We start from the raw sequence: 22114 nt of genomic DNA on the forward strand, positions 1-22114 counted from the left end.
GAAACAGGAGCATTGCTTTTTTTCAGACGGCCTTGTGTATATCTTCAATCAACCGTCTAAAATCACATTTGCCGAAACTCCCCACGCAGGTATTATCCTGTTCGGGTGTAAAGGGTATTTCTCAGCCGCTCGGTTTGAAAGCAGCACCCCTGTTTCTTTATTAACGAAAAATTAAACCATGCGGATGGTTTTTTGTAAAGCGACGTTTTTCGTATTTTCGGTCAAAAACGCTTGACAGTGACTCCGTCTTTCCGTATAGTTACAACTTCTGACGCGGGATGGAGCAGCATGGTAGCTCGTCGGGCTCATAACCCGAAGGTCGTAGGTTCGAATCCTGCTCCCGCAACCAAATATAAAAATCCCCTGCAATCGCAGGGGATTTTGCTTTATGCGGTATTTATTGTTGATTGGATTGATTGAAAGGCCGTCTGAACCATTGGGTTTCAGACGGCCTTTTTATTGGCCGATGTTATCGGCGGCTAATTCGTTTTTGTCTTTTATTTTGGGTTTGCGTTTTTCAGACGGCCTATTGTTACTCCGGATCGGTATCGTTGCGCAGGTATTCTTTCAGGCGTTGTAACTCTTTTTTGTCCAACCATTTATTGCGCGAACGTTGCAACAGAATTACCAATGCGGCGATTTCGTTACGCATATTGGTACTGAGCCAGAGGAAGCCTTGCCAGTCGTAATGCAGGCGGGCGGCCGGTTTGCTTAGTTCGGTATTGAGCGAAGTATCGATGCGGATGCGGCGGGCGTAGTGGCCTTTGATGAGACGAACGGTCAGGCGCAGCTCGCGTTGGAGTTGGTTGAAATGGCGGTCGAGCAGGCGGATTTCGCTTTCGTTGAGCGTGGGCGCGCGCAGTTTGGCGGCAGTAGTCAGGAGCAGCTCGGTGGTGGTGACGATTTTGCGGTGGGCATGTTGCATGGCTTCCATCATATTGCTGCTGATGTGGCTTTCGCCGGATGTGGCGGCCAGATGACTGCGGCTTTTGACCATGCGGGCGTTGATTTTGCGCATTTTAATCATGTTTTGTTCCAAACGCTCGCGCGTCATGCGCTTGCCGTTGCTGATTTCGGCAATCATTTTGGCGCAGTCGGTGAGGTTGTCGGCAAGCATGAAGCGCCACATGAGTGTGGAGCGCAGGGGCATGAGTTTGGCGGCGGCAATGGCGATGGCGGCACCAATCAAAACGTTCATGGCGCGCATCAGGCCGCTGTCGAGCCAGTGGTGGCTGCTGTCGCCGATGAGCATGCACATGGTCAAACCGGCAAGCATGGCGACATAGCCGTTTTTGCCGACTGCCGACCAACCGGCTATTGCGCTGGCGGCACCGATAATCAGATAGAAGAAAACGCCGTCTTGCAAATAATGCTGGTTCAACCATAAAACGGCCAACCCGACACCCAAACCGATGGCCGTGCCGAGCATGCGTTCGACTGCTTTGGAGTAAATCGCGCCTTGGAATTGCAGCATGCCGAGGACGACAAATACGGTCATGCCGATCCATTCGCCGTGTTGCAGGTGGAAGACTTTGGCCAACAGGGTGGAGAACACGATTGCCAAGCCGAGGCGGAAGGCGTGGATATGGCGGCGATAGCGGTAGCGTTCGTAGGCGTTGAGCCAGCGTTCGGAAAAATGGAGGCGTTCGGATTGGGCAGGCATGTTGTAAGACGTATCGGTATGTGGGGATGTAAATTATAACTGATTGGTAAAGCAGATGAAATTTGAACCGCTCCCAAACGGCTTGTCCTATTGCGGATTTTATCTGCCGCAAGAGGATATAATGGCGGCTTTGAATCAGACAGGCGGTGAAGAAATGGCGACGGTTTTAAGCGCAGGCGTGGACGAAGCGGGACGCGGCCCTTTGGTCGGCAGCGTATTTGCGGCGGCAGTGATTTTGCCAGAACATTTTGACCTGCCGGGTTTGACCGACTCAAAAAAACTGAGCGAAAAAAAGCGCGATATGTTGGCGCAGATGATTAAGGAACAGGCGGTTGCGTGGAGCATTGCCTTTGCCGACCCCGACGAAATCCTGCAACTGAACATCCTGCACGCAACCATGGCCGCGATGAAGCGCGCAATCGAGGGGCTGTCGGTCACTCCCGACAAAGTGTGGATAGACGGCAACCGCGTGCCGAAAGATTTGAATGTCCCTGCTGAAGCCGTGGTCAAAGGTGACAGCAAAATTATTGAAATCTCCGCCGCTTCGGTTTTGGCCAAAACCGCGCGCGACGCAGAAATGTATGAATTGGCGAAACGTTACCCGCAATACGGGTTTGACCGGCACAAAGGCTACGGCACGGCGCAACATTTGGCCGCGTTGAAACAATACGGCGTATTGCCGGAACACCGCCACGATTTCGCACCGGTCAAAACCTTATTGGCACAAGGCAATCTGTTTGAAGAATGAAAGCATATCAAAAGGCCGTCTGAAAGATTTCAGATGGCCTTGTTTTTTAGGAAAGTATCATTTCAACGCAGCCAAACACTCTTTAATCAACTCAGGGCCGCGATAAATCAAACCGCTGTACACCTGAACCGCACTGGCACCCAAGCGGATTTTTTCTGCCGCGTCCGCGCCGTTCATAATGCCGCCTACGCCGATAATCGGCAGCTTGCCGTCAATGCGTTCCGCCAAAAGTTTCAACACCTGATTGCTTTTCTCGCGTACGGGCAAGCCGCTCAAGCCGCCTTGTTCGCCTGCGAGCGGATGGCTGCCCAAGCTTGATTTGTCGATGGTCGTGTTGGTGGCGATGATGCCGTCCATTTCCACAGATTTGACCACATGGGCGATGTCGTCGATTTGCGCTTCGTCCAAATCCGGCGCGATTTTGACCGCCAGCGGCACATATTTGCCATGCACGGCCGCCAGTTGCGCCTGTTTGTTTTTCAAGGCTTCCAACAAGGCGCTCAATTCATCGCCGCCCTGCAAGGCGCGCAGGTTTTTCGTATTGGGGGAGGAAATATTGACTGTGATGTAGCTCGCGTGGGCGTAGGCTTTTTCCAAGCAAATCAGATAATCGTCGGCCGCGTTTTCAATCGGCGTAACGGCATTTTTGCCGATGTTGATGCCCAAAATGCCTTTAAAGCGGCTGTTTTCAATGTTGCGGATCATCGCGTCGATGCCGTGGTTGTTGAAACCCATGCGGTTGATGATGCCTTGGTGTTCGGGAACGCGGAAAAGGCGCGGCTGCGGATTACCCGGCTGCGGCTTGGGCGTTACCGTGCCGATTTCGACAAAGCCGAAACCCAAAGCGGCAAACGCATCGATACACTCGCCGTTTTTGTCCAAACCTGCCGCCAAGCCGACCGGATTGGGCAGCTGCAAACCCATCAGCTCGGTTGGACGGGTGTTGCTGTCCACCTTGGGCAGCAGGCCGAGTTTTTCGATAGAACGCAAACTGTTGAGCGTGAAATGATGGGCTTTTTCTGCATCGAAACGGAACAGGATAGGGCGGACGAGTGAATACATGGTGGCGGCTTTCTGAACGGTTGATGAATTTGGCGTTATTCTACCTGAAACCGTCAAACTGCCCCAAACGTCTGTATCGATATGATTTTATGGTTTGGCGTCAAATGAAAATAAATAGGGTTTTGCGTGTAGTCGGATAGTTCATTAAAATGGTAAAAGAGAGGCTTTTCAGACGGCCAGATGGATGTATCAAAAGGCCGTCTGAAAAGTTTTGATTTGATTGTTTACCTGATACAGGAAGATTTTTATGAAACAGGCGGTTGATCCTTATGCGAATTTCCGTGAACTGACGCTGCGGGGGATGATACTCGGCGCGTTGATTACGGTGATTTTTACAGCATCCAATGTGTATTTGGGCTTGAAGGTGGGCCTGACTTTTGCGTCTTCGATTCCGGCTGCGGTGATTTCGATGGCGGTTTTGAAGTTTTTTAAAGGCAGCAATATTCTGGAAAATAATATGGTGCAGACTCAGGCTTCGGCCGCGGGGACGCTCTCCAGTATTATTTTTATTCTGCCGGGTTTGCTGATGGCCGGTTATTGGGCGGGCTTTCCGTTTTGGCAGACTACGCTGCTGTGTATGTCCGGCGGTATTTTGGGCGTGATTTTCACTGTGCCTTTGCGTTATGCGATGGTGGTGAAGAGTGATTTGCCTTATCCGGAAGGTGTAGCGGCGGCCGAGATTTTGAAGGTCGGCGACCATGATGCGGACCAGCAGGAAGGCGGCAGCGGTATCAAGGAATTGGTGTCGGGCGGCGCACTGGCGGGTTTGATGAGCTTCTGCGCAAGCGGTTTGCGCGTGGTGGCGGACAGCGCGAGCTTTTGGTTTAAAGGCGGCGCGTCGGTGTTCCAAGTGCCGATGGGCTTTTCGCTGGCTTTGTTGGGCGCGGGTTATTTGGTCGGCCTGACCGGCGGTATCGCGATTTTGCTGGGTATCTCGATTGCCTGGGGTGTGGCCGTACCTTATCTGTCGGCACATATTCCGCAACCTGCCGATATGGAGATGATTCCTTTTGCGATGTCTTTGTGGAAGGAAAAAGTCCGTTTTATCGGCGCGGGTACGATCGGTATTGCGGCTATTTGGACGCTTTTGACTTTGATGAAACCGATAGTCGAGGGTATGCGCCTGTCTTTCCGCAATTTCGGCGGTGCGCAGATGACCGAACGCACGGAACAGGATTTGTCGCCTAAGGCGATGATTGCCTGGGTGTTGGCGATGATGCTGGTGTTGGGCGTGTCTTTCTTCCACTTTATCGGCGACTCGCATATTTCCGGTGGTTTGGCTTGGCTGTTGGTGGTTGTATGTACGCTGCTGGCTTCGATTATCGGCTTTTTAGTGGCCGCGGCTTGCGGTTATATGGCCGGTTTGGTCGGTTCGTCTTCCAGCCCGATTTCGGGTGTGGGCATTGTCTCTATCGTTATCATTTCGCTGGTGTTGCTGTTGGTCGGCGAATCCGGTGGCCTGATGGCGGATGAGGCAAACCGCAAATTCCTGCTGGCGTTGACGCTGTTTTGCGGCGCGTCTGTGATTTGTGTGGCTTCGATCTCCAATGATAACCTACAGGATTTGAAAACGGGTTATCTGGTAAAAGCGACACCTTGGAAACAGCAGGTTGCGCTGATTATCGGCTGCGTTGTCGGTGCCGTGGTGATTTCTCCTGTATTGGAGCTTTTGTATGAAGCCTACGGCTTTACCGGCGCGATGCCGCGTGAAGGCATGGATGCGGCTCAAGCCCTTGCCGCGCCTCAGGCAACTTTGATGACCACCATCGCCCAAGGTATTTTCTCGCACAATCTGCAATGGGATTATATTTTCACCGGCGTGGCCATTGGTGTGGCGTTGATTGCGGTTGATTTCACATTGCGCAAATCTTCCGGCGGCAAGCGTGCTTTGCCGGTATTGGCCGTGGGCATGGGCATTTACCTGCCGCCGTCTGTGAATATGCCGATTGTGATCGGCGCGGTATTAGCGGCGGTGTTGAAATCCGTTATCGCCCGCCGTCAAGAAAACCGTGAAGGCCGTCTGAAAAATGCGGAGCGTATCGGTACGCTGTTCTCTGCTGGTTTGATTGTCGGCGAGAGCCTGATTGGTGTGATTATGGCGTTTATCATCGCTTTCTCCGTAACCAACGGCGGTTCGGATGCACCTTTGGCCCTGAACTTGGAAAACTGGGATACGGCCGCCAAATGGCTGGGCTTGGCGTTTTTTGTTTTCGGTATGTTCGTGTTTGCACGCCGCGTGTTGAAAGCAGGACGTTAAGTTTGTAGGTTGAGAAAAGGCCGTCTGAAACCCAAAAAATTGGGGTTTCAGACGGCCTTTTTAGTGGAAATTTGTTTGGAATGATTTTAGGAAGTTTGGGTATAATTATCGCGGGGCTGGTAGCAAAAAAGCCCCATTGCAGTGGGGCTTTGTGCTGAAACCGCCCTAGAAAGGATGGTTTCAATCATGAAACATACCACTCGCACGGGTCGTTCATGGCTGAGACTGCGAACAGTCGTGAAGATTATCTTAACCCTGTTCCTACTCTTAGTCAATTAAACGGCTGAAAACAAAAAACTGTTTTTCAGTTTCCGCCTGTTTGTCATGAACGGGCGGTTTTTTATTGTTTAACGCTGATTCAAACAATCTGCAATTGCTTTGGCAATTTTGGCACTGGCGCCTTGGTGTTGCGAAATGAATTGCTTGGTGTGGCTGATCAGCTGTTGGCGCAGCGTTTCGTCGTCGAGGTATTGGCGCGTGGTTCTGTACCAGGCTTCGGCGGTTTCGACGCGGACGGCGGCTTTGGCTTCGACTGCGCCTTTGCAGGCTTGGGCGAAGTTGTAGTTGGAGTAGCCGAAGAGGGTGGGGACGTGGCAGGAGATGGGTTCGATGATGTTTTGGCAGCCGGCATCGACGAGGCTGCCGCCGACGAAGGCGATGTCTGCGCTGAGGTAGTAGGCGGCAAGCTCGCCCATGCTGTCGCCTATCCAAACCTGTGTATCGGGGGAAACGGGTTGTCCGTCGCTGCGTTTTTGTACGGTATAACCAAGCGATTTGGCGGTATCGTAGGCCGTCTGAAAGTTTTCAGGGTGGCGCGGTACGATGACCAGCAAGGCATTGCCGCGGTAGCCCTGCCATGCTTTGAGGAGCAGTTCGGCTTCGTCTGTGCCTTTGTACACGCGCGTGCTGGCGCAGACAACGACAGGGCGTGCGCCGATGCGTTCTTTAAAGGCGACGGCAAGCGGGCGCAAGTCGTCGGGGGGCGCGATGTCGTATTTGGTGTTGCCGCAGACGTGGACGTTGGACGCGCCGATAAGGTGCAGGCGTTCGGCATCGGCGGCGGTTTGGGCAAAGCAGCCGGAGAGGGTCTGCATGGCAGGCTCGACCAGCTTGCGGATTTTGAGGTAGCCGCGTTGGGATTTTTCGGAGAGGCGCGCGTTGGCCAAAAAGAGGGGAATGCCTGCTTCTTGGCAGCCGTGCATCAGGTTGGGCCAGATTTCGGTTTCCATCAAAATGCCGCAGATGGGGCGGTGTTCGGTTAAAAATCGGGCGACCCATTCGGATTTGTCGTAAGGCAGGTAACGGCATTGCGCATCGGGGAACAGGGATTGCGCGGTGGCGCGGCCGGTCGGCGTCATTTGGGTAATCAGAAACGGCGAGTCGGGAAAATGGCGGCGCAATGCCTGCACCAAAGGTTCGGCCGCACGCGTTTCGCCGACGGATACGGCGTGTATCCAAATCGAGTGTTGTACAGGATTGGGATACGCCTGCCCGAAACGCTCGCCCCAATGCTCGAGATAGGCTGGGGATTTGAGGGCGCGGCGGCGCAGGTGGCGGCGGATCAGGAAGGGGGCGAGGTGCCACAGCGTGGCGTAAAGGCGGCGTATCATGCTTACGGGTCTTGTGTCGGAATAGGCCTATTTTATCGGAAACTGAAACGGAAGATATAGCTTTGATGCGTGTTTTACGCAAAGGAAACAGGCCGTCTGAAAGGTTTCAGACGGCCTTTAATACAGGTATAAACGCGTTTATTTCACTTGCGCCATGTATTTTTTCAGACGGCCTTTGCTTTGCATGGCGCGGTTTTCCATTTCATCGACAACGGCTTGCGCTTTGGCTTTGTTCACCGGTTTGCCGACCTGAATCACGCCGCTCATGTTCATCATGCGGTGCGGCGGGCAGGTATAGACGTATACGCCTTCTTTGTCGAGTTTGAGAGTGAAGTCTTTGCCGTCTTCGGAGAGGAAGTCGGCAACGCCGTCGGGCAGGGCTTTGCTTTGCACCCAGTGGCCTTTGTTGGCGGCTTTGAAGGTTACGGTGTCGCCGACCTTGGCGTTGACGTAGCCGGGTTCGAACACCATGCTGCCGTCTTTGCCGTTGTCGAGCATTTTGACTTCGTGGTTGGCGGCGTATGCGCCGAGGGAAGCGGTCAGCATTAGGAGGAAGAGGGATTTTTTCATGGAGAAAGTCCTTTCTAAGGATAAAAAATATGGGGCGGGCTGATGAGTCGGAGAGGCAAGCCTTGGGCTTACCGCCCTCTCCCTAACCCTCTCCCGCAGGAGAGGGGATAAGTTGCAGGGAGTTTGCAGGCCGGATGCTCAAATCCGACATTTGCAGGAGCGGTTAAGTTACGCACTCTTCCGCATCGGGCGGATAACGGGCAGGCCTTTGCTGCAGTATAAAAGCTCGATGTCCACTTTATACAGCCTGCCGATTATGTCCGCCTGCAATACGTCCTGCGGCGCGCCCTGCGCCTGTACTTTGCCTTCGCCGAGCAGAATCACGCCGTCTGAAAATTGCGCGGCGAGGCTCAAATCGTGCAACACCATCAGCGTAACCAGATTGTGTTCGTGCGTGTATTGCACCACGCGTTCCAAAAGATTGAGCTGGTGGCGCATATCCAGCGCGCTGACCGGTTCGTCCAGCATCAGGATTTCGGGACGGCGCAGCATGACTTGGGCAAACATGACGAGCTGCCGCTGTCCGCCGGAAAGCCGCATGACGTCGCGGTGCGCCAGATGGCCGATGCCCAGCTCCGCCATGATACTTGCGGCTTCGTGCAGCAGTTCGTCGCCGACGTGCATGTGCAGCGCGTCCATGCGGCCAAGCAACACGACTTCCAGTGCGGTCAGCGAGGCCTCGGCGGCGGTGTCCTGCGGCATATAGCCTATGCGTTTGCGCCAGCTTTGCAGGTGGATTTTGCTCAACACTTCGTCACCGTAGCGGATGGTGCCTTTGTGCGCCACTTCGCCGAAAATCGTTTTCATCAGCGAGGATTTGCCCGTGCCGTTGGGGCCGAGCACGGAATAGACTTTGCCTTGCTCCAGCGTCAAATCGATACTGTCAGCGACGACATAATCGCCGCGCCGGATATGGACATTTTCAAGTTTCAACATTTCAGACGGCCTATCGTTTCGTTAATACAATCCAGAAGAAGAACGGCACGCCGACAAACGACGTAACGATGCCCACCGGAAACAGCGCACCCGGAATAATCACCTTGGACAACACGCTGGCGACCGACAAAAACGCCGCCCCCGCCAGCATCGCGCCGGGCAGGAAGAAACGTTGGTCTTCGCCCAAAAGAATCCGCGCCACATGCGGCGCAACCAAGCCGATAAAGCCGATTACGCCGACAAAACTGATGGCCGTCGCCGTCATCACCGCCACCAATACCAGCGTTTTCAGGCGCAAAAATTGCAGATTGATGCCCAGCCCGACGGCGCGTTCTTCGCCCAAGCGCAGCGCAGTCAGCTTCCACACATCGCGCGAAAGCAGAAACACGCATACCGCCGTAACCGCCGCCGTAACGATGACCGTTTCCCAAGTCGCCTTAGTCAGGCTGCCGAACAGCCAAAAAAGAATCTGCTGCGAAATCTCAGGCGCGGCGATAAACTGAATCAGCGACAAAATCGACTGAAACAGAAACAACAGCGCAATCCCCACCAGCACCAACATCGCCGAGTTGAAGCGGCGCGCTGAGGCAAACAGAAACAAGATGCCCGAAGCCAGCATGGTCATCACAAACGCGCCGATGGGAACGGCGACCGTTTCAGGCAGCCCGAAACCGCCGAACGCAATCACCGCTGACGCGCCCAAACCCGCCGCCGCCGCCAAGCCCAGCGTATAAGGGCTGGCCATCGGGTTGTTCAGGAGCGTTTGAATTTCCGCACCGCCGACACCTAAAGCCGCGCCGACCACCAAGGCCATCACCGCAATCGGCAGGCGCAAATCCATCACAATCAGGCGGTTCATTTCATCGACTTCGGGTTTGCCCAGCAAAACATTGACCACTTCGCCGACGGGCAGCGTGTCCGTCATCGCAGGGCCGGTGGCGATGTCGAATAGGAAACTGACCGCTGCGATGACTAAAAACATCAACACAATCAACCAACGCTTGCCTTCCAACTTGCGCTGGTTTTTCACAATCTCGGCGACAACCGAATCATTCATGTTTCAAACCTTTAAAAAAGAGTGTTGTGAAAGGGGAGAAACAGGTTTGCCTTTTTCTTCCGTAAAAATTTCAGACGGCCTTCCGATTTAAAAGGCCGTCTGAAAATCTAAATTACCTTATTGTCCTTTCGGATAGAGGTAGAACGTACCATTTGGTACAACAGGCAGGTTTTGACGGTAGAAGTCCATATAGGTCTTCTCAGGGTTGAAATCCTTAAACAACTGCGGATAAATCGCTTTGGCCATAAACTGAATCGATGCGCTGTCGGACAGCGTGCGCGAGTTAGCGTGGTAGGCGGCGTAGAGGCGGTTGTTTTTAATCGCAGGTAGGTTTGCCCAGCCGGCGCGTTTGGCAAAGCCTGCCAAGCGTTTTTCCGCTTCGGCTTTTGGAATGCCCCAGCCCATGACCATGGCGGCAGGGTTTTTCTTCAATTCGGTTTCGCGGCCGGTAATCACGATCACGTCGGGTTTGGCGGCGAGGACTTTTTCAGGATTGATCGGGCCGTAGAATTCGACCGTAGAAGCGGCGATATTGTTGCCGCCGACCAGTGTCGCCATCGAACCCCACATGCTCTTGCCGAAGGTAACGCTGTGTTCGGCAGGGCCTTTGTTGCCGAACTCGATATAGACTTTAGGCTTGGGCAGGTTGGCTTTTTGCACGCGCGCTTGGATGGTGTCGGCAACGCGTTTGTAATCCGCCGCCAGTTTGTCGGCTTTTTGCTGCTGTCCGGTCAATGTACCGATGAGTTTGGTCGATTGAACGTGTTTGGCCACTGTTTGCGCGTTGTAGTCCAACACGACGATGGGGATGCCGGCTTTGTTGATGCGGTCGAGATCGGAACCCAAAGCCTTGTATTGCCATTCGGCCAAAACCAGCAAATCAGGTTTCAGCGCCAATACTTTCTCAATCGAAAAAGTGCCGACTTCCACTTCGCCCACGTCGGTCAGCTGATTCAGTTTAGGCACGGCTTTGCTGAATGCTGCCCAGCTTGGCGGCGCCCAGTCGGCCCAAACTGCTTTGGAAAAACCAACGACGTTGTCCAGCGCGGTTTTGCCGCCGATGGCCATGTAGTCTTGGTAGTAGAAGCCCAACACCACGCGCTTGGCAGGCAGGTCGACAGTTACCTTACGGCCGAGGATATCGGTCAGCTGAACGGGTTTGGCAAAAGCGGATACGGAGCCGATTGATAAAGCTGCGGCGGCAATCAAAGCAGAAAGTTGCGTAAATCTCATGAATCATTCCTTTAAAATATGATGATAATTACTATCTTTTTATAAATTTACAAGGTATTGAATCTTTTTTCAAGTGAACGAGTGAGTAGACATATTTCGAAATAAAAAGTTTCATCATTAAAACGAAGGGATAGTGTTTATATAGGGCTTGGGTGTGCTGAAGACCTAGTAAAAAGGAATGATATGGGGTACCTAAAGCATAGTGGGCAGTAGCTGGAATGGATAGGTAAAGGGTTTTTTTTATTGCAAAAAAATAAAAGGTATTCGGTTGAAAACAAGGCCGTCTGAAACCTTGCAATCAGGGTTCAGACGGCCTTTGGTGTGGGCATAAAAACTTTTATTTCACTTGCGCCCTATATTTTTCAGACGGCCTGTAAGCAGTGTTTGGGAAAAGTGAAAAAGGTTGGTTTTTGAAATGGCGAAATAGGGAAGATCTGAGGGAAATCGGGTGTCAACCCAAAATGGGGAAAAATAAAAAGGGCGTGTTCAATACGCCCTTGTGTCGGTTTCGGATATTTTGTGAATTTCAGACGGCCTGTGATTCCGCCTGTTCGCTTTGGTTGAGGATTTTAATCAGTTTCTCGGCTTTTTCCGGGTCTTCGCAGCGCAGGATTTTGGCGGCATCGTTTTCGAGATGGCCGGTGTGGCTGTGCAGGATGATGTTTTTAACCGAAAGCAGGTTGTTGGGGTTCATGGAGAAGCGACGCAAGCCCATGCCGAGTAACAGTCGGGTGAAGACGGTATCGCCGGCCATTTCGCCGCAGATGGATACGCCTTTTTCCATGCGGTTGGCGGTGCGGATGATGTGTTGCAGCGTTTTGAGGACGGCAGGGTGGCCGGGTTGGTAAAGGTGGCTGACGCTGTCGTCGCCACGGTCGACCGACAAGAGGTATTGAATCAGGTCGTTGGTGCCGATAGAGATGAAATCGACGAGCTTGAGGATGCTGCCGACGGTCATGGCGGCGGACGGGATTTCAATCATACAGCCGATGCTGACCGGGCCGAAGGTTTCGCCTCGTTCGGTCAGCTGGCGTTGGGCCGTGTCCAGATGGATAAGGCATTGGCGCACTTCGGAAATGGATGTGATCATCGGCCACATCATGCGCACGGGGCCGTGGGCGGCGGCGCGGAGGATGGCGCGCATTTGGGTGCGGAACATGACCGGCTCGGCGAGACACAGGCGGATGCCGGTCAGGCCGAGCGCGGGGTTGAGGCTGCCGTTGGGCGTGCTGTTTTGGCCGAACCAGCGCGGATTTTTATCGACGCCCAAATCGACGGTGCGAATGGTGATGTTTTTGCCTTTGAGTTTTTTGACGATGCCGGCATAGACTTCGTATTGTTCGTCTTCGGTCGGCATGTTGTCGCGGTTGAGATAAAGAAATTCGCTGCGGAACAGGCCGACGCCGTCTGCGCCGAAGTTGTGCAGGGCTTTGATGTCTTCGGCGGATTCGATGTTGGCCAAAAGTTCGATGTTGATGCCGTCGGCCGTGGTGGCGGCGGTTTTTTTGATTTTGTTGAGTTCGCGCTTGTGGCTGCGGTATTCGCGAGCGAGGCGGCGGTATTCGTTGAGGACGACTTCGTCGGGATCGATGATGAGGACGCCGTTGATGCCGTCGACGATGACGATTTCGTTTTCGGTAATGAGTTTGCGGGCGTTATGCAGGCCGATGACGGACGGGATGTCGAGGCTGCGGCCTAAGATGGCGGTGTGGCTGGTCGGGCCGCCGGCATCGGTTACGAAGGCAGTAATGTGCTGCTCTTTGAATAGTACGGTATCGGCAGGCGAGAGGTCGTGCGCGATGAGGACGGTGTCGTCAAGCAGGTTGCCGGTGAGGTTGATTTCGTTGCTTTGGCCGACAAGGTTGTTGTGGATGCGGCGGACGACTTGGAGCATGTCCTGTTTGCGTTCGCGCAGGTAGTCGTCGTCGATGCTGTCGAACTGGGCGGCGAGCTTGTCGCTTTGCAGTTTTAATGCCCATTCGGCGTTGATTTTCTGCTCGCGCAAAATGTCGATGGGTTCGCGCGAGAGGGTGACGTCGGTCAGCAGCATCAGGTGCAGGGAGATGAATGCGCCCAATTCGGTCGGGGCGTTTTCGGGAATTGCGCCGCGCAGCTGTTCCAATTCTTTGCGCGTGGCTTTGATGGCGTTGTCGAAACGGGTAACTTCGGCATCGAGTTTGTCGGGATCAATGTCGTATTGAGGGACTTCCGCCGTGCCGCGCGTGATGAGGTGGGCGTGGCCGATGGCAATGCCTTTGCCCGCGGCTACACCGTGTAGGACGATGCTCATTATTCGCCCTCGCCGAAGTAGTCGTTGATGAGGTCGGTCAACGCCTGCATGGCGGCGGCTTCGTCTGCGCCTTCTGCTTCCAGCTCAATCACGGTGCCTTTGGCGGCGGCCAGCATCATCAGGCCCATGATACTTTTGCCGTTGACGCGGTTACCGTTTTTGGTGACCCAGACTTCGCTTTGGAATTGGGAGGCGGTTTGGGTGAATTTGCTGGAAGCGCGCGCGTGCAGGCCGAGTTTGTTGATGATTTCGATTTCTTGTTTGAGCATGGATGTCCCCTAAATGTAATGTTCGTAAAGTGAATGTTTTCAGACGGCCTTAGCCGTGTTCTTTGCACACCAGGTCTTCAGGTGCGGATGTAATGGCGAAAATGCCCCGGATGGCGGCTTCTTTGACGGTTTCGGTGAAGTCGGAGAGGTTTTCGGCTTGTGATGAGTATTGGATGGCTTTAATCATCATCGGGGCGTTGAGGCCGGTCAGGATGGCGGATTTGTTTTCGCGCACCAGCCGGCGTGCGGCGTTGCACGGGGTTGCGCCGAAGATGTCGGTCATGATCAGCACGCCGCGGTTGTTGGGAAATTCCTGCAACGCGGCGATGGCGTTGTTGATGATGTCGTTTTGATCTTCGTCGGGCTGTACGCCGAGGATGTGGAGATTTTCGGGGAAGCCGTTGGGAAAGAAATGGTCGGCCAAACCGCGATAGGCTTCACCTATGGTTTCATGTGTAATGATTAACAAACCTATCATGATGTGTTCCTAGCATGGGGTTGAGGCCGTCTGAAAATTTTTCAGACGGCCTTTGTTTTATTTATTGTTTAAGGCGTAGATTTCGCCGAGATTGCGCCAACAGCCGGCGGCATCCATACCGTAGCCGAAGACGTAGCGGTTGGGTACGTCCAAACCGACATAATCGGCTTTGGTTGGTTTTTCTTTGTCGATCAGTTTGTTGGCAAATACGGCCGCACGGCAGCTTGCTGCGCCCATTTCCAACAGTTTTTCCTGAATGGCGGCCATGGTGTGGCCTTCGTCCAGAATGTCGTCCAAAACGACTACATGACGGCCTTTGATTTGCTCGGGGTCGGGCATGCGTTTCCAGTTGAACGCGCCGCCTGCGAGCTTGTCGCCGTAGCGTGAAACGTGGACGTAGTCAAAGTCCAAAGGAAAGCGCAACAGCGGCAGCAGCTGCCCTGTAAACACCACCGCACCACCCATGACAGGCAAGAGCAGGGGGTATTTGTCGCCCAAGTCGCGGGTGATGTCGTCAGCAACTTTTTGCAAGGCCGCGCGGCATTGTTCTTGGTCAAACAGCAAGTCGGCATTGTCCAGCATGGCTTGGGTTTCAAGGCGTTTGGTTTCTAAGTTGGTCATGATAGGTCGTGTTGAGTGCGTTTAAAAACAAATTATATAGCGGATTCAATCAATTTTCGATACAAGGCGCGGCAATAGTGTAGTGAAAGTGAAGGGGGGTTGAGCCGACCACGTTCAGACGGCCTTTTGTCCTTCCGCTTCGTCCACCAGCAAAAATGCCGTTAAAGCCAAAGCGGTCAATACTGCCGTCAACACCATCGCCCGTCCGTAATTGTCTGCACCGGCGCGTCCGAGATAATCGTAAATCAAAGTGGTCAGCGTCTGCCATTCGGGACGCGACAGGAATAATGTGGCCGCAAATTCGCCGATACACGTTGCCGAAGCCAAAGTCAGGCCGCGCCGCAAAGCCGGTTTCAATAAAGGCGCGGTGACATAACAGGCCGTCTGAAAAGCGTTTGCGCCCATGGTGCGCGCCACCGCCGCGTAATCTTTGGGCAAACCGTCCCATGCGGCCAGTACGTCTTTGGCCACAAACGGATACGCCAACAGCGCGTAAGTCGCCGTCAGTAGCCACAGCGAAGCCGTCCACTGCGGATAGAGCAGTAAAACGCCGAACGCAATGCACACGGGCGACACCATAAACGGCAAAAACATCAGCGCGCGCAACCACGCCATTTGTCGTGCCGCCGCCGCATACAGTACGCCCAATACCGTCGCCGCCGCCACGGCAGCCGCAGAGAAACGGACGGTGTTCCACACCGCCGCCCAAGTCTGCGCTTCCAGCAAGACTGCCCACGAAGAGCCTGCCGATACCGCCTTGAGCCACACCGCCGCCAAAGGCAGCAGGCAGCACACTGCCAACATGGCCAATACTGTTGCCGTCAGCCATTTTTCCCAAGCCCATATCGGCGCACGCGGAGGCAAAGGCGAGACCGACTTATCCACAGCCACGCGCCTGCTCCAATACGCATACAAACCGCCTGCCGCCGCCGTAACCGCCAGCACCAGCCACACCAACACCGACGCACGCGCCATGTCCAACTCATACGCCACCAGCCGGTAGATTTCCACTTCCACTGTTGCAAAACGTTCGCCGCCGAGCAGCAAGGCCAGCCCGAAGCCTGAAAAACAATATAAAAATACCAGACACGCACCACCGGCAACCCACGCGCGCACCACCGGCCATTCGACCCAGACAAACCGCCGCCACGCGTCCGCGCCCAAAGATTGTGCCGACAGCAACCGCGCCTGAGGTACACGCACAAATCCCTGATACGCCGAGCGCACCAAAACCGGCAGGTTGAAAAACACGTTGCCGTAAATCAGCAGCCACGGCGTATCCTGCCAACCTGCCGCCAGCATACCGTGTGCGCCAAACAAGGCCAGCACGCCCATGCCTGCCACCAAAGTCGGCATCACAAAAGGCAGCATCAGCAGGCGCAAAACCGTGCGCCGTCCGGAAAAGTCCATCCGTGCCAGCACCCACGCCGCAGGCACGCCCAAAGCCGTGACCAATACGCAGGTCAAAACTGCCTGCGCCACTGTCCAGCCCAAGCGCAGGCGCATATAGTCATCAGCCACCACTTCCGCCCAAGCGCCTTCGCCGTCGTAAAACGCCAGCGACAGCAAAGGCGCGGCCACCATGACCGCCAAGAAACCTAAAGGCAGAAGCAACAGCGCAAACCGCCGAATCCAAACCTGCATCGATGCGTACCCGAGAATAAAAACGCCTATTTTAGCCCGAGTTCGGCATAGAAGGTGGTATTCCTGCCCTTGTTTTCAGACGGTCTGGGCAGCCTTGCGGATAAAACCGCCATTTCTTCAAATTTTCCAAACATTTACGAAATCTCTTCAAAAAGGCAACATAATTGGTTGGGCATTTTTGTTACAATGCCGCCGATTCAAAAAACCAAACAAATCAAAAACAAGGAAACATTATGACCGCTACACGCCCACAAACCTACGATGCCGTCGCGCGCGCGTTGCATTGGCTGACCGTACTCGGTTTCATCGGCATCCTCTCCACCATTACCGTTTGGACCATCTACGATGGCGAAGAATGGGTCAAATCGCTCTTCGGCGTACATAAATCCATCGGTTTCATCACGCTGCTGGTGATTGCCGTGCGCATTGTTTGGGCCTTGCTTAATGCATCCAAACGTCCTGCCGCCGACAGCTTTGCCGCCAAAGCAGGCCACCTTGCCCTTTACGTCCTCATGCTTGCCGTTCCCGTTATCGGCATGATCCGCCAATACGGCGGCGGTCGCGGCCCATTGAAAGTATTCGGTGTCCAAGTGATGCAGGGTTCGCCAGAGAAAATCGAATGGATGTCCAACCTCGGCAATATGGCGCACGGCAAACTCGGCTGGCTGCTTTTTGCGCTTGTCGCCGGCCACATTGTCATGGTTGTTGTCCACCGCATTCAAGGCCACGACGTTTTGTACCGCATGATCGGCCGTCGTTCTTAAGTGTAAAACGGTAAACAACCAAGGCCGTCTGAAAACAGTTTCTGCTTAGTCAAACTGTTTTCAGACGGCCTTTTTGTATTTGTGTTAATCTGAAAAAAGTAGGGCAGGCATTTTGCCTGACTGTTGTCCAAATACTGTAAACCATACCGAGAAACACCATGACTGCTCCCATTCTCGCCATCACCTCCGGCGAACCGGCCGGCATCGGCCCCGACATCTGCCTTGATTTGGCTTTCGCCGACCTTCCTTGCCGCCCCGTTGTTTTGTGCGACAAAAACCTGTTGGCGCAAAGGGCCGAACAGCTCGGCAAATCCGTCATCCTGCGCGACTTCCAAGCCCAAGCGGCTGATCCGTTGCCCAAGGGCGAACTTGAAGTCCTGCATATTCCTTTAGATGCCGAGTGTCGGGCGGGCGAACTCAATCCTGCCAATGCCGCGTATGTGCTCCGGCTGCTGGATACGGCGTATCAGGGCATTTCAGACGGCCTGTTTGCCGGTATGGTGACCGCGCCGCTGCATAAAGGCATCATCAACGATGCCCACGCAGGCAACGGCTTTTTCAGCGGCCATACCGAATACCTCGCCGAAAAAAGCCATACCGAACAGGTCGTCATGATGTTGACCGGCGGCGGCCTGCGTGTGGCATTGGTCACCACTCATCTGCCGCTGAAAGATATTTCCGCCGCCATCACAAAGCCTTTAATCAAGTCGGTTGTCCGCATTCTTGAACACGACCTGCGCCATAAGTTCGGCATAGCCAAACCGGTCATCCTCGTTACCGGCCTCAATCCCCACGCGGGCGAAGGCGGCCATTTGGGACACGAAGAAATCGACACCATTATTCCGGCGCTTCATGCCCTGCAGGCCGAAGGCATAGACGCACGCGGCCCTTATCCGGCCGATACTGTGTTCCAACCCTTCCTGCTCAAAGATGCCGACGCCGTCCTCGCCATGTATCACGACCAAGGACTGCCGGTGCTCAAATACGCCGGTTTCGGCGAAGGTGTGAATATCACCCTCGGCTTGCCCTTTATCCGCACCTCCGTCGATCATGGCACGGCCTTGAACTTGGCAGGCACGGGCAAAGCCGATTCCGGCAGCCTGATTACCGCCGTCCGCGCCGCGCTTGATATGGCGCACAATATGCAGCAGGCCGTCTGAAGCGTGAAGGTTTAATCGTTCGCAGGCGTAATGTGTTCCTGTAACAGCATCATCAGGGAGCATCTGCCTGCCGATTTGATGAAGCCGATGGATGTTTGGACAATAATCAGCGTTTTATTTTAAAAATCATATAAAAAAGGCCGTCTGAAACCCCATATTTTGGGTTTCAGACGGCCTTTTAGTTTTTTGGTTTACCAAATTTCAGACAAAGTTTCTTTGACTTTGGCCTTCACTTCCGCACCGAAGCGACGGCTGAGCATTTTGCTGAAATCGTCTTGCGGCGTGTAGTTGACCAGCTCGGGGGCTTTGACAACATCGCGGGCAACGCTGTAAATGCTGCCGAAGTCGTCAATCAGGCCGACCTGTTTGGCTTCTTTGCCGGTGTAGATGCGTCCACTGAAAACATCGGGATACTGTTTGTCTTTCAACCTTGCACCGCGGCCTAGTTTGACGGCTTTGATAAATTCTTGGTGGATATCGCCCAACATACTTTCCCAAATTTGGGTTTGTGCCGGGGTTTCAGGCGTGAAAGGGTCGCCCATGCCTTTGTTGCTGCCGGCGGTTTTCAGACGGCGTTTGACACCGGCTTTGTCCATCAGGCCGGTAAAGTCGAAACCGCCGCCGATCACGCCGATGCTGCCGACAATGCTGGAAGGGTCGGCGTAAATTTTGTCGGCTGCGGCAGCAATGTAGTAGCAGCCGGAAGCGCACATGTCTTCGGCAACGAGGTAAACAGGGATGTCTTTGTGTTCGGCTTTGAGGCGGCGGACTTCGTTAAAGGCGGTGTTGGACACGACAGGCGAACCGCCGGGGCTGTTGGCGCGAATGATGATGGCTTTGGCGTTGCCGTTGTTGTAGGCGGCTTCCATGCTGTCGCGCAGGATTTGGACTTGGTCGTCGATGTCGTTGCCGATTTCGCCGGTCAGGTCGATAACGGCGGTGTGTTCGCCGCGTGCATGGATGCTCGTGGTTTTTCCTTCTTCTTCCGCAAGGCCGAAGATCAGGCTGAGGAAGATGAGGACGGCGACGCCGCGCCAGATATTGCGCCAAATGCGGGCGCGGCGCTGTTCTTGGTAGGCGGCGAGGAGGACTTCGCGCAGGGTGTTGCGCTCCCAGTTGTCGACGGGGGTGGAGGCTGAAGAGGGTGTGTTTTGGGCATCGCCTTCACGGTGGATTCGGTATTGCATGATGTGATGTGCTTTCTTGTGGGCCGTCTGAATGTTCAGACGGCCTTATCGGTTTTAGTTGATGGAATAGCCGCGCAGGTATTGCGTACGTTCGCGGGTCATGCGTGTTTCACACTGCAGGCGCAGGTATTCTGCTTGTGCGGCGTTGTCTGCGGACGCGGCGGCTTGTTGGCAGTTGAGTTTTTTGCTTTGAATCCAGGCGCGTTGTTCGCCGAGGATTTGTTGTTTGACATCGCTGTCCATGCCGCCCCAAAGGTCGTTGATCTCGCCGTCTGCCTGACGGTTTTGCGCACGCGCATTGTCGAGTTCGCTTTGGCTGAGGCCGGGCGGCTCGTTGCGCGGAGTTTCACGGTCAGGACGCAGGACTTCGTAGTCTGAATTGTCATCATCAGTCAAGCCGACAGCTTGGCTGGCGGCGTTGTTTTCAAGGATGTCTTGCGGATTAACAGTCGGCGGCTCTTCCGTATTTGGGTTTTGCAGCAGCTTGATGGCCTGCTCTTTGGATACAGGCTTGCCGTCTATCATGACGATGCTTTTCACGCCGTAGGGCAGCAGGGTGGCGGAAAGGGTTTGGGCTGTGGTGCTCAGGGTGTTGTCTTCGAGAACCAGTTTGCCGTCTTTGTCTGGTGTGTAGAGCAGGGTGGTGCTGAACGTGTTGTTTTCAAAAGTCAGGTTGCTGCCCATCAGTTTTTGTTCGAGCATGTCGGACAACGGGGTGTTGCCGTAAATCAGCGGGCTGTTGTCTATGGCTGTTTTGAGGATGGTGTCGGGAATGCGGATTTTGAGGTTGGCGCGGCAGATGGCTTTACCGTTGTCTTCGGTTTCTTTTGGGTCTTCAAGCAGGGTTTCTAATTCGAGGCCGGCAGCGATGATTTTGTCGGCATCAACGAATTGGCGGTTGTCGTTGCGGGCGAAGGAGCGCGCTTGTTGTTTGAGGGTGTCTTCGATGGTGGTACGGATGTTTTGCAGGGTGGCCGGTTGGGCGCAATCAAGCGCGGCTTTCGGCTCTTCTTTGCTGCATGCGGCAAGAAGAATCGTGCTTAAAATCAATACGGAAGCGGTTTTTTTGTACATAGGTACTCCTGAAGATGACGGCCTTTCAGACGGCCTGACGTGCCTATCATAACAAAAGCACTTGCAGCAAGTAAATGCGGCAAGTGCTTTTCTATGTCAGATGTATCAGCCTTTGATGACGCTGACAAAGCCGGAGAGGATGGCGGCGTTGAGCAAGTCAACGAAGAACGCACCGACCATAGGTACAATCAGGAAGGCTTTGTGCGACGGGCCGAAGGTTTGGGTCAGGGACTGCATGTTGGCAACGGCGGTCGGGGTGGCACCCAAACCGAAGCCACAGTGGCCTGCCGCCAATACGGCAGAGTCGTAATCGCGACCCATGAAGACGTAGGTAACGAAAGTGGCGTACAGAATCATCACAACGGTTTGTACGGCCAAGATGATGGTCACAGGACCTGCCAGACCGGTCAACTCCCACAGTTTCAGATTCAGAAGAGCCATGGCAAGGAAGAGTGACAGGGAAGCGTTACCGAATACGTCGATGGCGCGGTCAAACATATTGACTTTGAAGGCTGAGGTCAGGACATTGCGGATGACCACACCTGCAAACAGACACCATACGAATTTAGGCAAGTCGAAGAAGGCTTTGTCGTAGCCATCCACGATTTCGGCAAATGCCAAACAGCCGGCAAACATAGCCAGGGTTTCGACAGCAGATTCCGCAGTAATCAGGCGGGTACGCTGTGCTTGTTCGAAGATGTCGTCGGCAGCATCGTTGTCGTCGGATTTGGCAGTTTTGACGACAGGTTTACGGCCCAATTTGTTGATCAGACGGCGTGCAACAGGACCACCGATCAAACCGCCGAATACCAGGCCGAATGTTGCAGAAGCCATACCTAAGCCGGTTGCGCCGGTCAGGCCGAATTTGCTTTCAAAGTCAGGACCCCATGCACCGGCAGTACCGTGACCGCCGGTCAGGGTAATCGAACCGGTAATCAGGCCAATCAGCGGATCCAAGCCCAATGCGCTCGCCAAGCCGACACCGACGAAGTTTTGGACGATGATGAATGCACCCACCACGGCGGTAAAGATAACCAAAGGCAAACCGCCCGCTTTCAAACGGGAGAAGTCGGCGCTCAAACCGATGGATGTGAAGAAGATGAGCATGAACGCATCTTGCAGCGGTTTTTCAAATTTGAAGCTGACGCCGTAGGCTTCGTGCAGGGCGAACAGGACGATAGCGGCAATCAAACCGCCGGCGACCGGCTCGGGAATATTGAAGTCTCTTAAGAATTTGATTTTTTGAACCAGAAATTTACCAACCAGCAACACGAGCGTGGCGGCAATCAGTGTGTAATAACTGTTGAATTCCCATTCCATGTTGTTTCACCTCCTAGAAATGTTTTTCCGAGCATCCGTTTTTGTTCCGGATGTAGTGTGTTTCAACGCTTGGCGTTATCCGCCGAGTGTCATGGTATTGATGCGCGGACAAGGTGTTTTCAGAAAGAAATGAAAACAATGACGTGTCCGTGAAAAATAACTGGCAAATAT

19 protein-coding genes, 1 tRNA gene and 1 riboswitch are annotated in these 22114 nt (G+C 54.0%); of the genes, 5 read left to right on the plus strand and 15 right to left on the minus strand.

What is annotated here, in order from left to right; genetic code table 11:
• Positions 1–61 precede the first annotated feature (61 nt).
• A riboswitch (TPP riboswitch) is annotated at positions 62–161 on the minus strand.
• A gap of 111 nt (positions 162–272) precedes the next feature.
• Positions 273–349: transfer RNA gene (locus ACTHTU_RS02770), tRNA-Met, on the plus strand.
• 183 nt (positions 350–532) lie between these two features.
• Here ACTHTU_RS02770 and ACTHTU_RS02775 read toward each other — a convergent pair.
• Entirely contained in the window at positions 533–1663 is a 1131-nt protein-coding gene (locus tag ACTHTU_RS02775; protein WP_440345043.1) for an FUSC family protein, read from the minus strand.
• A gap of 154 nt (positions 1664–1817) precedes the next feature.
• Here ACTHTU_RS02775 and rnhB point away from each other — a divergent pair, with 154 nt between their 5' ends.
• Entirely contained in the window at positions 1818–2411 is a 594-nt protein-coding gene (gene rnhB, locus ACTHTU_RS02780) for a ribonuclease HII (RefSeq protein WP_440345048.1), read from the plus strand.
• A gap of 57 nt (positions 2412–2468) precedes the next feature.
• Here the strand turns inward: rnhB and ACTHTU_RS02785 are convergent, their stop codons facing one another.
• Complete coding sequence (locus ACTHTU_RS02785) at positions 2469–3473, minus strand: quinone-dependent dihydroorotate dehydrogenase (RefSeq protein ID WP_440345042.1); 1005 nt, start codon at positions 3471–3473, stop codon at positions 2469–2471.
• A gap of 247 nt (positions 3474–3720) precedes the next feature.
• Here ACTHTU_RS02785 and ACTHTU_RS02790 point away from each other — a divergent pair, with 247 nt between their 5' ends.
• Positions 3721–5730, plus strand: coding sequence for an OPT family oligopeptide transporter (locus tag ACTHTU_RS02790; protein WP_440361695.1), 2010 nt, complete (start codon positions 3721–3723; stop codon positions 5728–5730).
• Positions 5731–6077: 347 nt separating this feature from the next.
• Here ACTHTU_RS02790 and waaA read toward each other — a convergent pair whose 3' ends face one another.
• The 10 genes from waaA to ACTHTU_RS02840 all read right to left on the minus strand — a co-directional run bounded on the left by waaA (position 6078) and on the right by ACTHTU_RS02840 (position 16438).
• Complete coding sequence (gene waaA / locus ACTHTU_RS02795; RefSeq protein WP_440361696.1) at positions 6078–7340, minus strand: lipid IV(A) 3-deoxy-D-manno-octulosonic acid transferase; 1263 nt, start codon at positions 7338–7340, stop codon at positions 6078–6080.
• A gap of 138 nt (positions 7341–7478) precedes the next feature.
• The gene (locus tag ACTHTU_RS02800) at positions 7479–7910 is read right to left on the minus strand and encodes a plastocyanin/azurin family copper-binding protein (RefSeq protein WP_314591531.1); all 432 of its coding nucleotides are present in this window, start codon (positions 7908–7910) and stop codon (positions 7479–7481) included.
• Between the two features lie 168 nt (positions 7911–8078).
• Positions 8079–8846: an ABC transporter ATP-binding protein gene (locus ACTHTU_RS02805; protein ID WP_440361697.1), complete on the minus strand. Its 768-nt coding sequence runs from the start codon at positions 8844–8846 to the stop codon at positions 8079–8081.
• A gap of 10 nt (positions 8847–8856) precedes the next feature.
• Entirely contained in the window at positions 8857–9903 is a 1047-nt protein-coding gene (locus tag ACTHTU_RS02810; protein WP_049332949.1) for a FecCD family ABC transporter permease, read from the minus strand.
• 117 nt (positions 9904–10020) lie between these two features.
• Entirely contained in the window at positions 10021–11136 is a 1116-nt protein-coding gene (locus ACTHTU_RS02815; RefSeq protein WP_440361698.1) for an ABC transporter substrate-binding protein, read from the minus strand.
• Between the two features lie 526 nt (positions 11137–11662).
• Positions 11663–13426 carry a phosphoenolpyruvate--protein phosphotransferase gene (gene ptsP, locus ACTHTU_RS02820; RefSeq protein ID WP_440361699.1) on the minus strand — a complete coding sequence of 588 codons (1764 nt, stop codon included), beginning with the start codon at positions 13424–13426 and terminating at the stop codon, positions 11663–11665.
• Positions 13426–13695 (minus strand): HPr family phosphocarrier protein, encoded by a 270-nt coding sequence (locus tag ACTHTU_RS02825; protein ID WP_004519098.1) that lies wholly within the window; start codon positions 13693–13695, stop codon positions 13426–13428. Before ACTHTU_RS02825 ends, ptsP begins: the two co-directional genes overlap by 1 nt.
• 49 nt (positions 13696–13744) lie before the next feature.
• Positions 13745–14173 (minus strand): PTS sugar transporter subunit IIA, encoded by a 429-nt coding sequence (locus tag ACTHTU_RS02830; protein WP_049335776.1) that lies wholly within the window; start codon positions 14171–14173, stop codon positions 13745–13747.
• A gap of 57 nt (positions 14174–14230) precedes the next feature.
• Positions 14231–14794, minus strand: coding sequence for a hypoxanthine-guanine phosphoribosyltransferase (locus tag ACTHTU_RS02835; protein ID WP_440361700.1), 564 nt, complete (start codon positions 14792–14794; stop codon positions 14231–14233).
• Positions 14795–14908: 114 nt separating this feature from the next.
• The gene (locus ACTHTU_RS02840; RefSeq protein WP_440361701.1) at positions 14909–16438 is read right to left on the minus strand and encodes an ABC transporter permease; all 1530 of its coding nucleotides are present in this window, start codon (positions 16436–16438) and stop codon (positions 14909–14911) included.
• Between the two features lie 233 nt (positions 16439–16671).
• Between ACTHTU_RS02840 and ACTHTU_RS02845 the strand changes: the two genes are divergently transcribed.
• Together ACTHTU_RS02845 and pdxA are read left to right on the plus strand one after the other, a co-directional pair.
• On the plus strand, positions 16672–17202 hold the full coding sequence (locus tag ACTHTU_RS02845) for a cytochrome b (protein ID WP_440361702.1): 531 nt from the start codon (positions 16672–16674) through the stop codon (positions 17200–17202).
• Between the two features lie 158 nt (positions 17203–17360).
• On the plus strand, positions 17361–18362 hold the full coding sequence (gene pdxA / locus ACTHTU_RS02850) for a 4-hydroxythreonine-4-phosphate dehydrogenase PdxA (protein ID WP_440361703.1): 1002 nt from the start codon (positions 17361–17363) through the stop codon (positions 18360–18362).
• A gap of 191 nt (positions 18363–18553) precedes the next feature.
• Here the strand turns inward: pdxA and ACTHTU_RS02855 are convergent, their stop codons facing one another.
• From ACTHTU_RS02855 to gltS, 3 genes are all read right to left on the minus strand, one after another.
• Entirely contained in the window at positions 18554–19549 is a 996-nt protein-coding gene (locus ACTHTU_RS02855; RefSeq protein ID WP_440361704.1) for a S49 family peptidase, read from the minus strand.
• 54 nt (positions 19550–19603) lie between these two features.
• Complete coding sequence (locus tag ACTHTU_RS02860) at positions 19604–20623, minus strand: lysozyme inhibitor LprI family protein (protein WP_440361705.1); 1020 nt, start codon at positions 20621–20623, stop codon at positions 19604–19606.
• Between the two features lie 105 nt (positions 20624–20728).
• Positions 20729–21943, minus strand: a complete 1215-nt coding sequence (gltS, locus tag ACTHTU_RS02865) for a sodium/glutamate symporter (RefSeq protein ID WP_293207813.1) — start codon at positions 21941–21943, stop codon at positions 20729–20731.
• Between the last annotated feature and the right edge of the window lie 171 nt (positions 21944–22114).

The sequence above is a fragment of the Neisseria sp. P0020.S005 genome, from assembly GCF_051957055.1.
GTDB lineage: Bacteria > Pseudomonadota > Gammaproteobacteria > Burkholderiales > Neisseriaceae > Neisseria > Neisseria subflava_A.

Bases quoted from the DNA above. Each gene is read 5' to 3' on its own strand.
- ACTHTU_RS02775 (WP_440345043.1), bottom strand. From the start codon at position 1,663: ATGCCTGCCCAATCCGAACGCCTCCATTTTTCCGAACGCTGGCTCAAC.
- rnhB (WP_440345048.1), top strand. From the start codon at position 1,818: ATGGCGACGGTTTTAAGCGCAGGCGTGGACGAAGCGGGACGCGGCCCT.
- ACTHTU_RS02785 (WP_440345042.1), bottom strand. From the start codon at position 3,473: ATGTATTCACTCGTCCGCCCTATCCTGTTCCGTTTCGATGCAGAAAAA.
- ACTHTU_RS02790 (WP_440361695.1), top strand. From the start codon at position 3,721: ATGAAACAGGCGGTTGATCCTTATGCGAATTTCCGTGAACTGACGCTG.
- waaA (WP_440361696.1), bottom strand. From the start codon at position 7,340: ATGATACGCCGCCTTTACGCCACGCTGTGGCACCTCGCCCCCTTCCTG.
- ACTHTU_RS02800 (WP_314591531.1), bottom strand. From the start codon at position 7,910: ATGAAAAAATCCCTCTTCCTCCTAATGCTGACCGCTTCCCTCGGCGCA.
- ACTHTU_RS02805 (WP_440361697.1), bottom strand. From the start codon at position 8,846: ATGTTGAAACTTGAAAATGTCCATATCCGGCGCGGCGATTATGTCGTC.
- ACTHTU_RS02810 (WP_049332949.1), bottom strand. From the start codon at position 9,903: ATGAATGATTCGGTTGTCGCCGAGATTGTGAAAAACCAGCGCAAGTTG.
- ACTHTU_RS02815 (WP_440361698.1), bottom strand. From the start codon at position 11,136: ATGAGATTTACGCAACTTTCTGCTTTGATTGCCGCCGCAGCTTTATCA.
- ptsP (WP_440361699.1), bottom strand. From the start codon at position 13,426: ATGAGCATCGTCCTACACGGTGTAGCCGCGGGCAAAGGCATTGCCATC.
- ACTHTU_RS02825 (WP_004519098.1), bottom strand. From the start codon at position 13,695: ATGCTCAAACAAGAAATCGAAATCATCAACAAACTCGGCCTGCACGCG.
- ACTHTU_RS02830 (WP_049335776.1), bottom strand. From the start codon at position 14,173: ATGATAGGTTTGTTAATCATTACACATGAAACCATAGGTGAAGCCTAT.
- ACTHTU_RS02835 (WP_440361700.1), bottom strand. From the start codon at position 14,794: ATGACCAACTTAGAAACCAAACGCCTTGAAACCCAAGCCATGCTGGAC.
- ACTHTU_RS02840 (WP_440361701.1), bottom strand. From the start codon at position 16,438: ATGCAGGTTTGGATTCGGCGGTTTGCGCTGTTGCTTCTGCCTTTAGGT.
- ACTHTU_RS02845 (WP_440361702.1), top strand. From the start codon at position 16,672: ATGACCGCTACACGCCCACAAACCTACGATGCCGTCGCGCGCGCGTTG.
- pdxA (WP_440361703.1), top strand. From the start codon at position 17,361: ATGACTGCTCCCATTCTCGCCATCACCTCCGGCGAACCGGCCGGCATC.
- ACTHTU_RS02855 (WP_440361704.1), bottom strand. From the start codon at position 19,549: ATGCAATACCGAATCCACCGTGAAGGCGATGCCCAAAACACACCCTCT.
- ACTHTU_RS02860 (WP_440361705.1), bottom strand. From the start codon at position 20,623: ATGTACAAAAAAACCGCTTCCGTATTGATTTTAAGCACGATTCTTCTT.
- gltS (WP_293207813.1), bottom strand. From the start codon at position 21,943: ATGGAATGGGAATTCAACAGTTATTACACACTGATTGCCGCCACGCTC.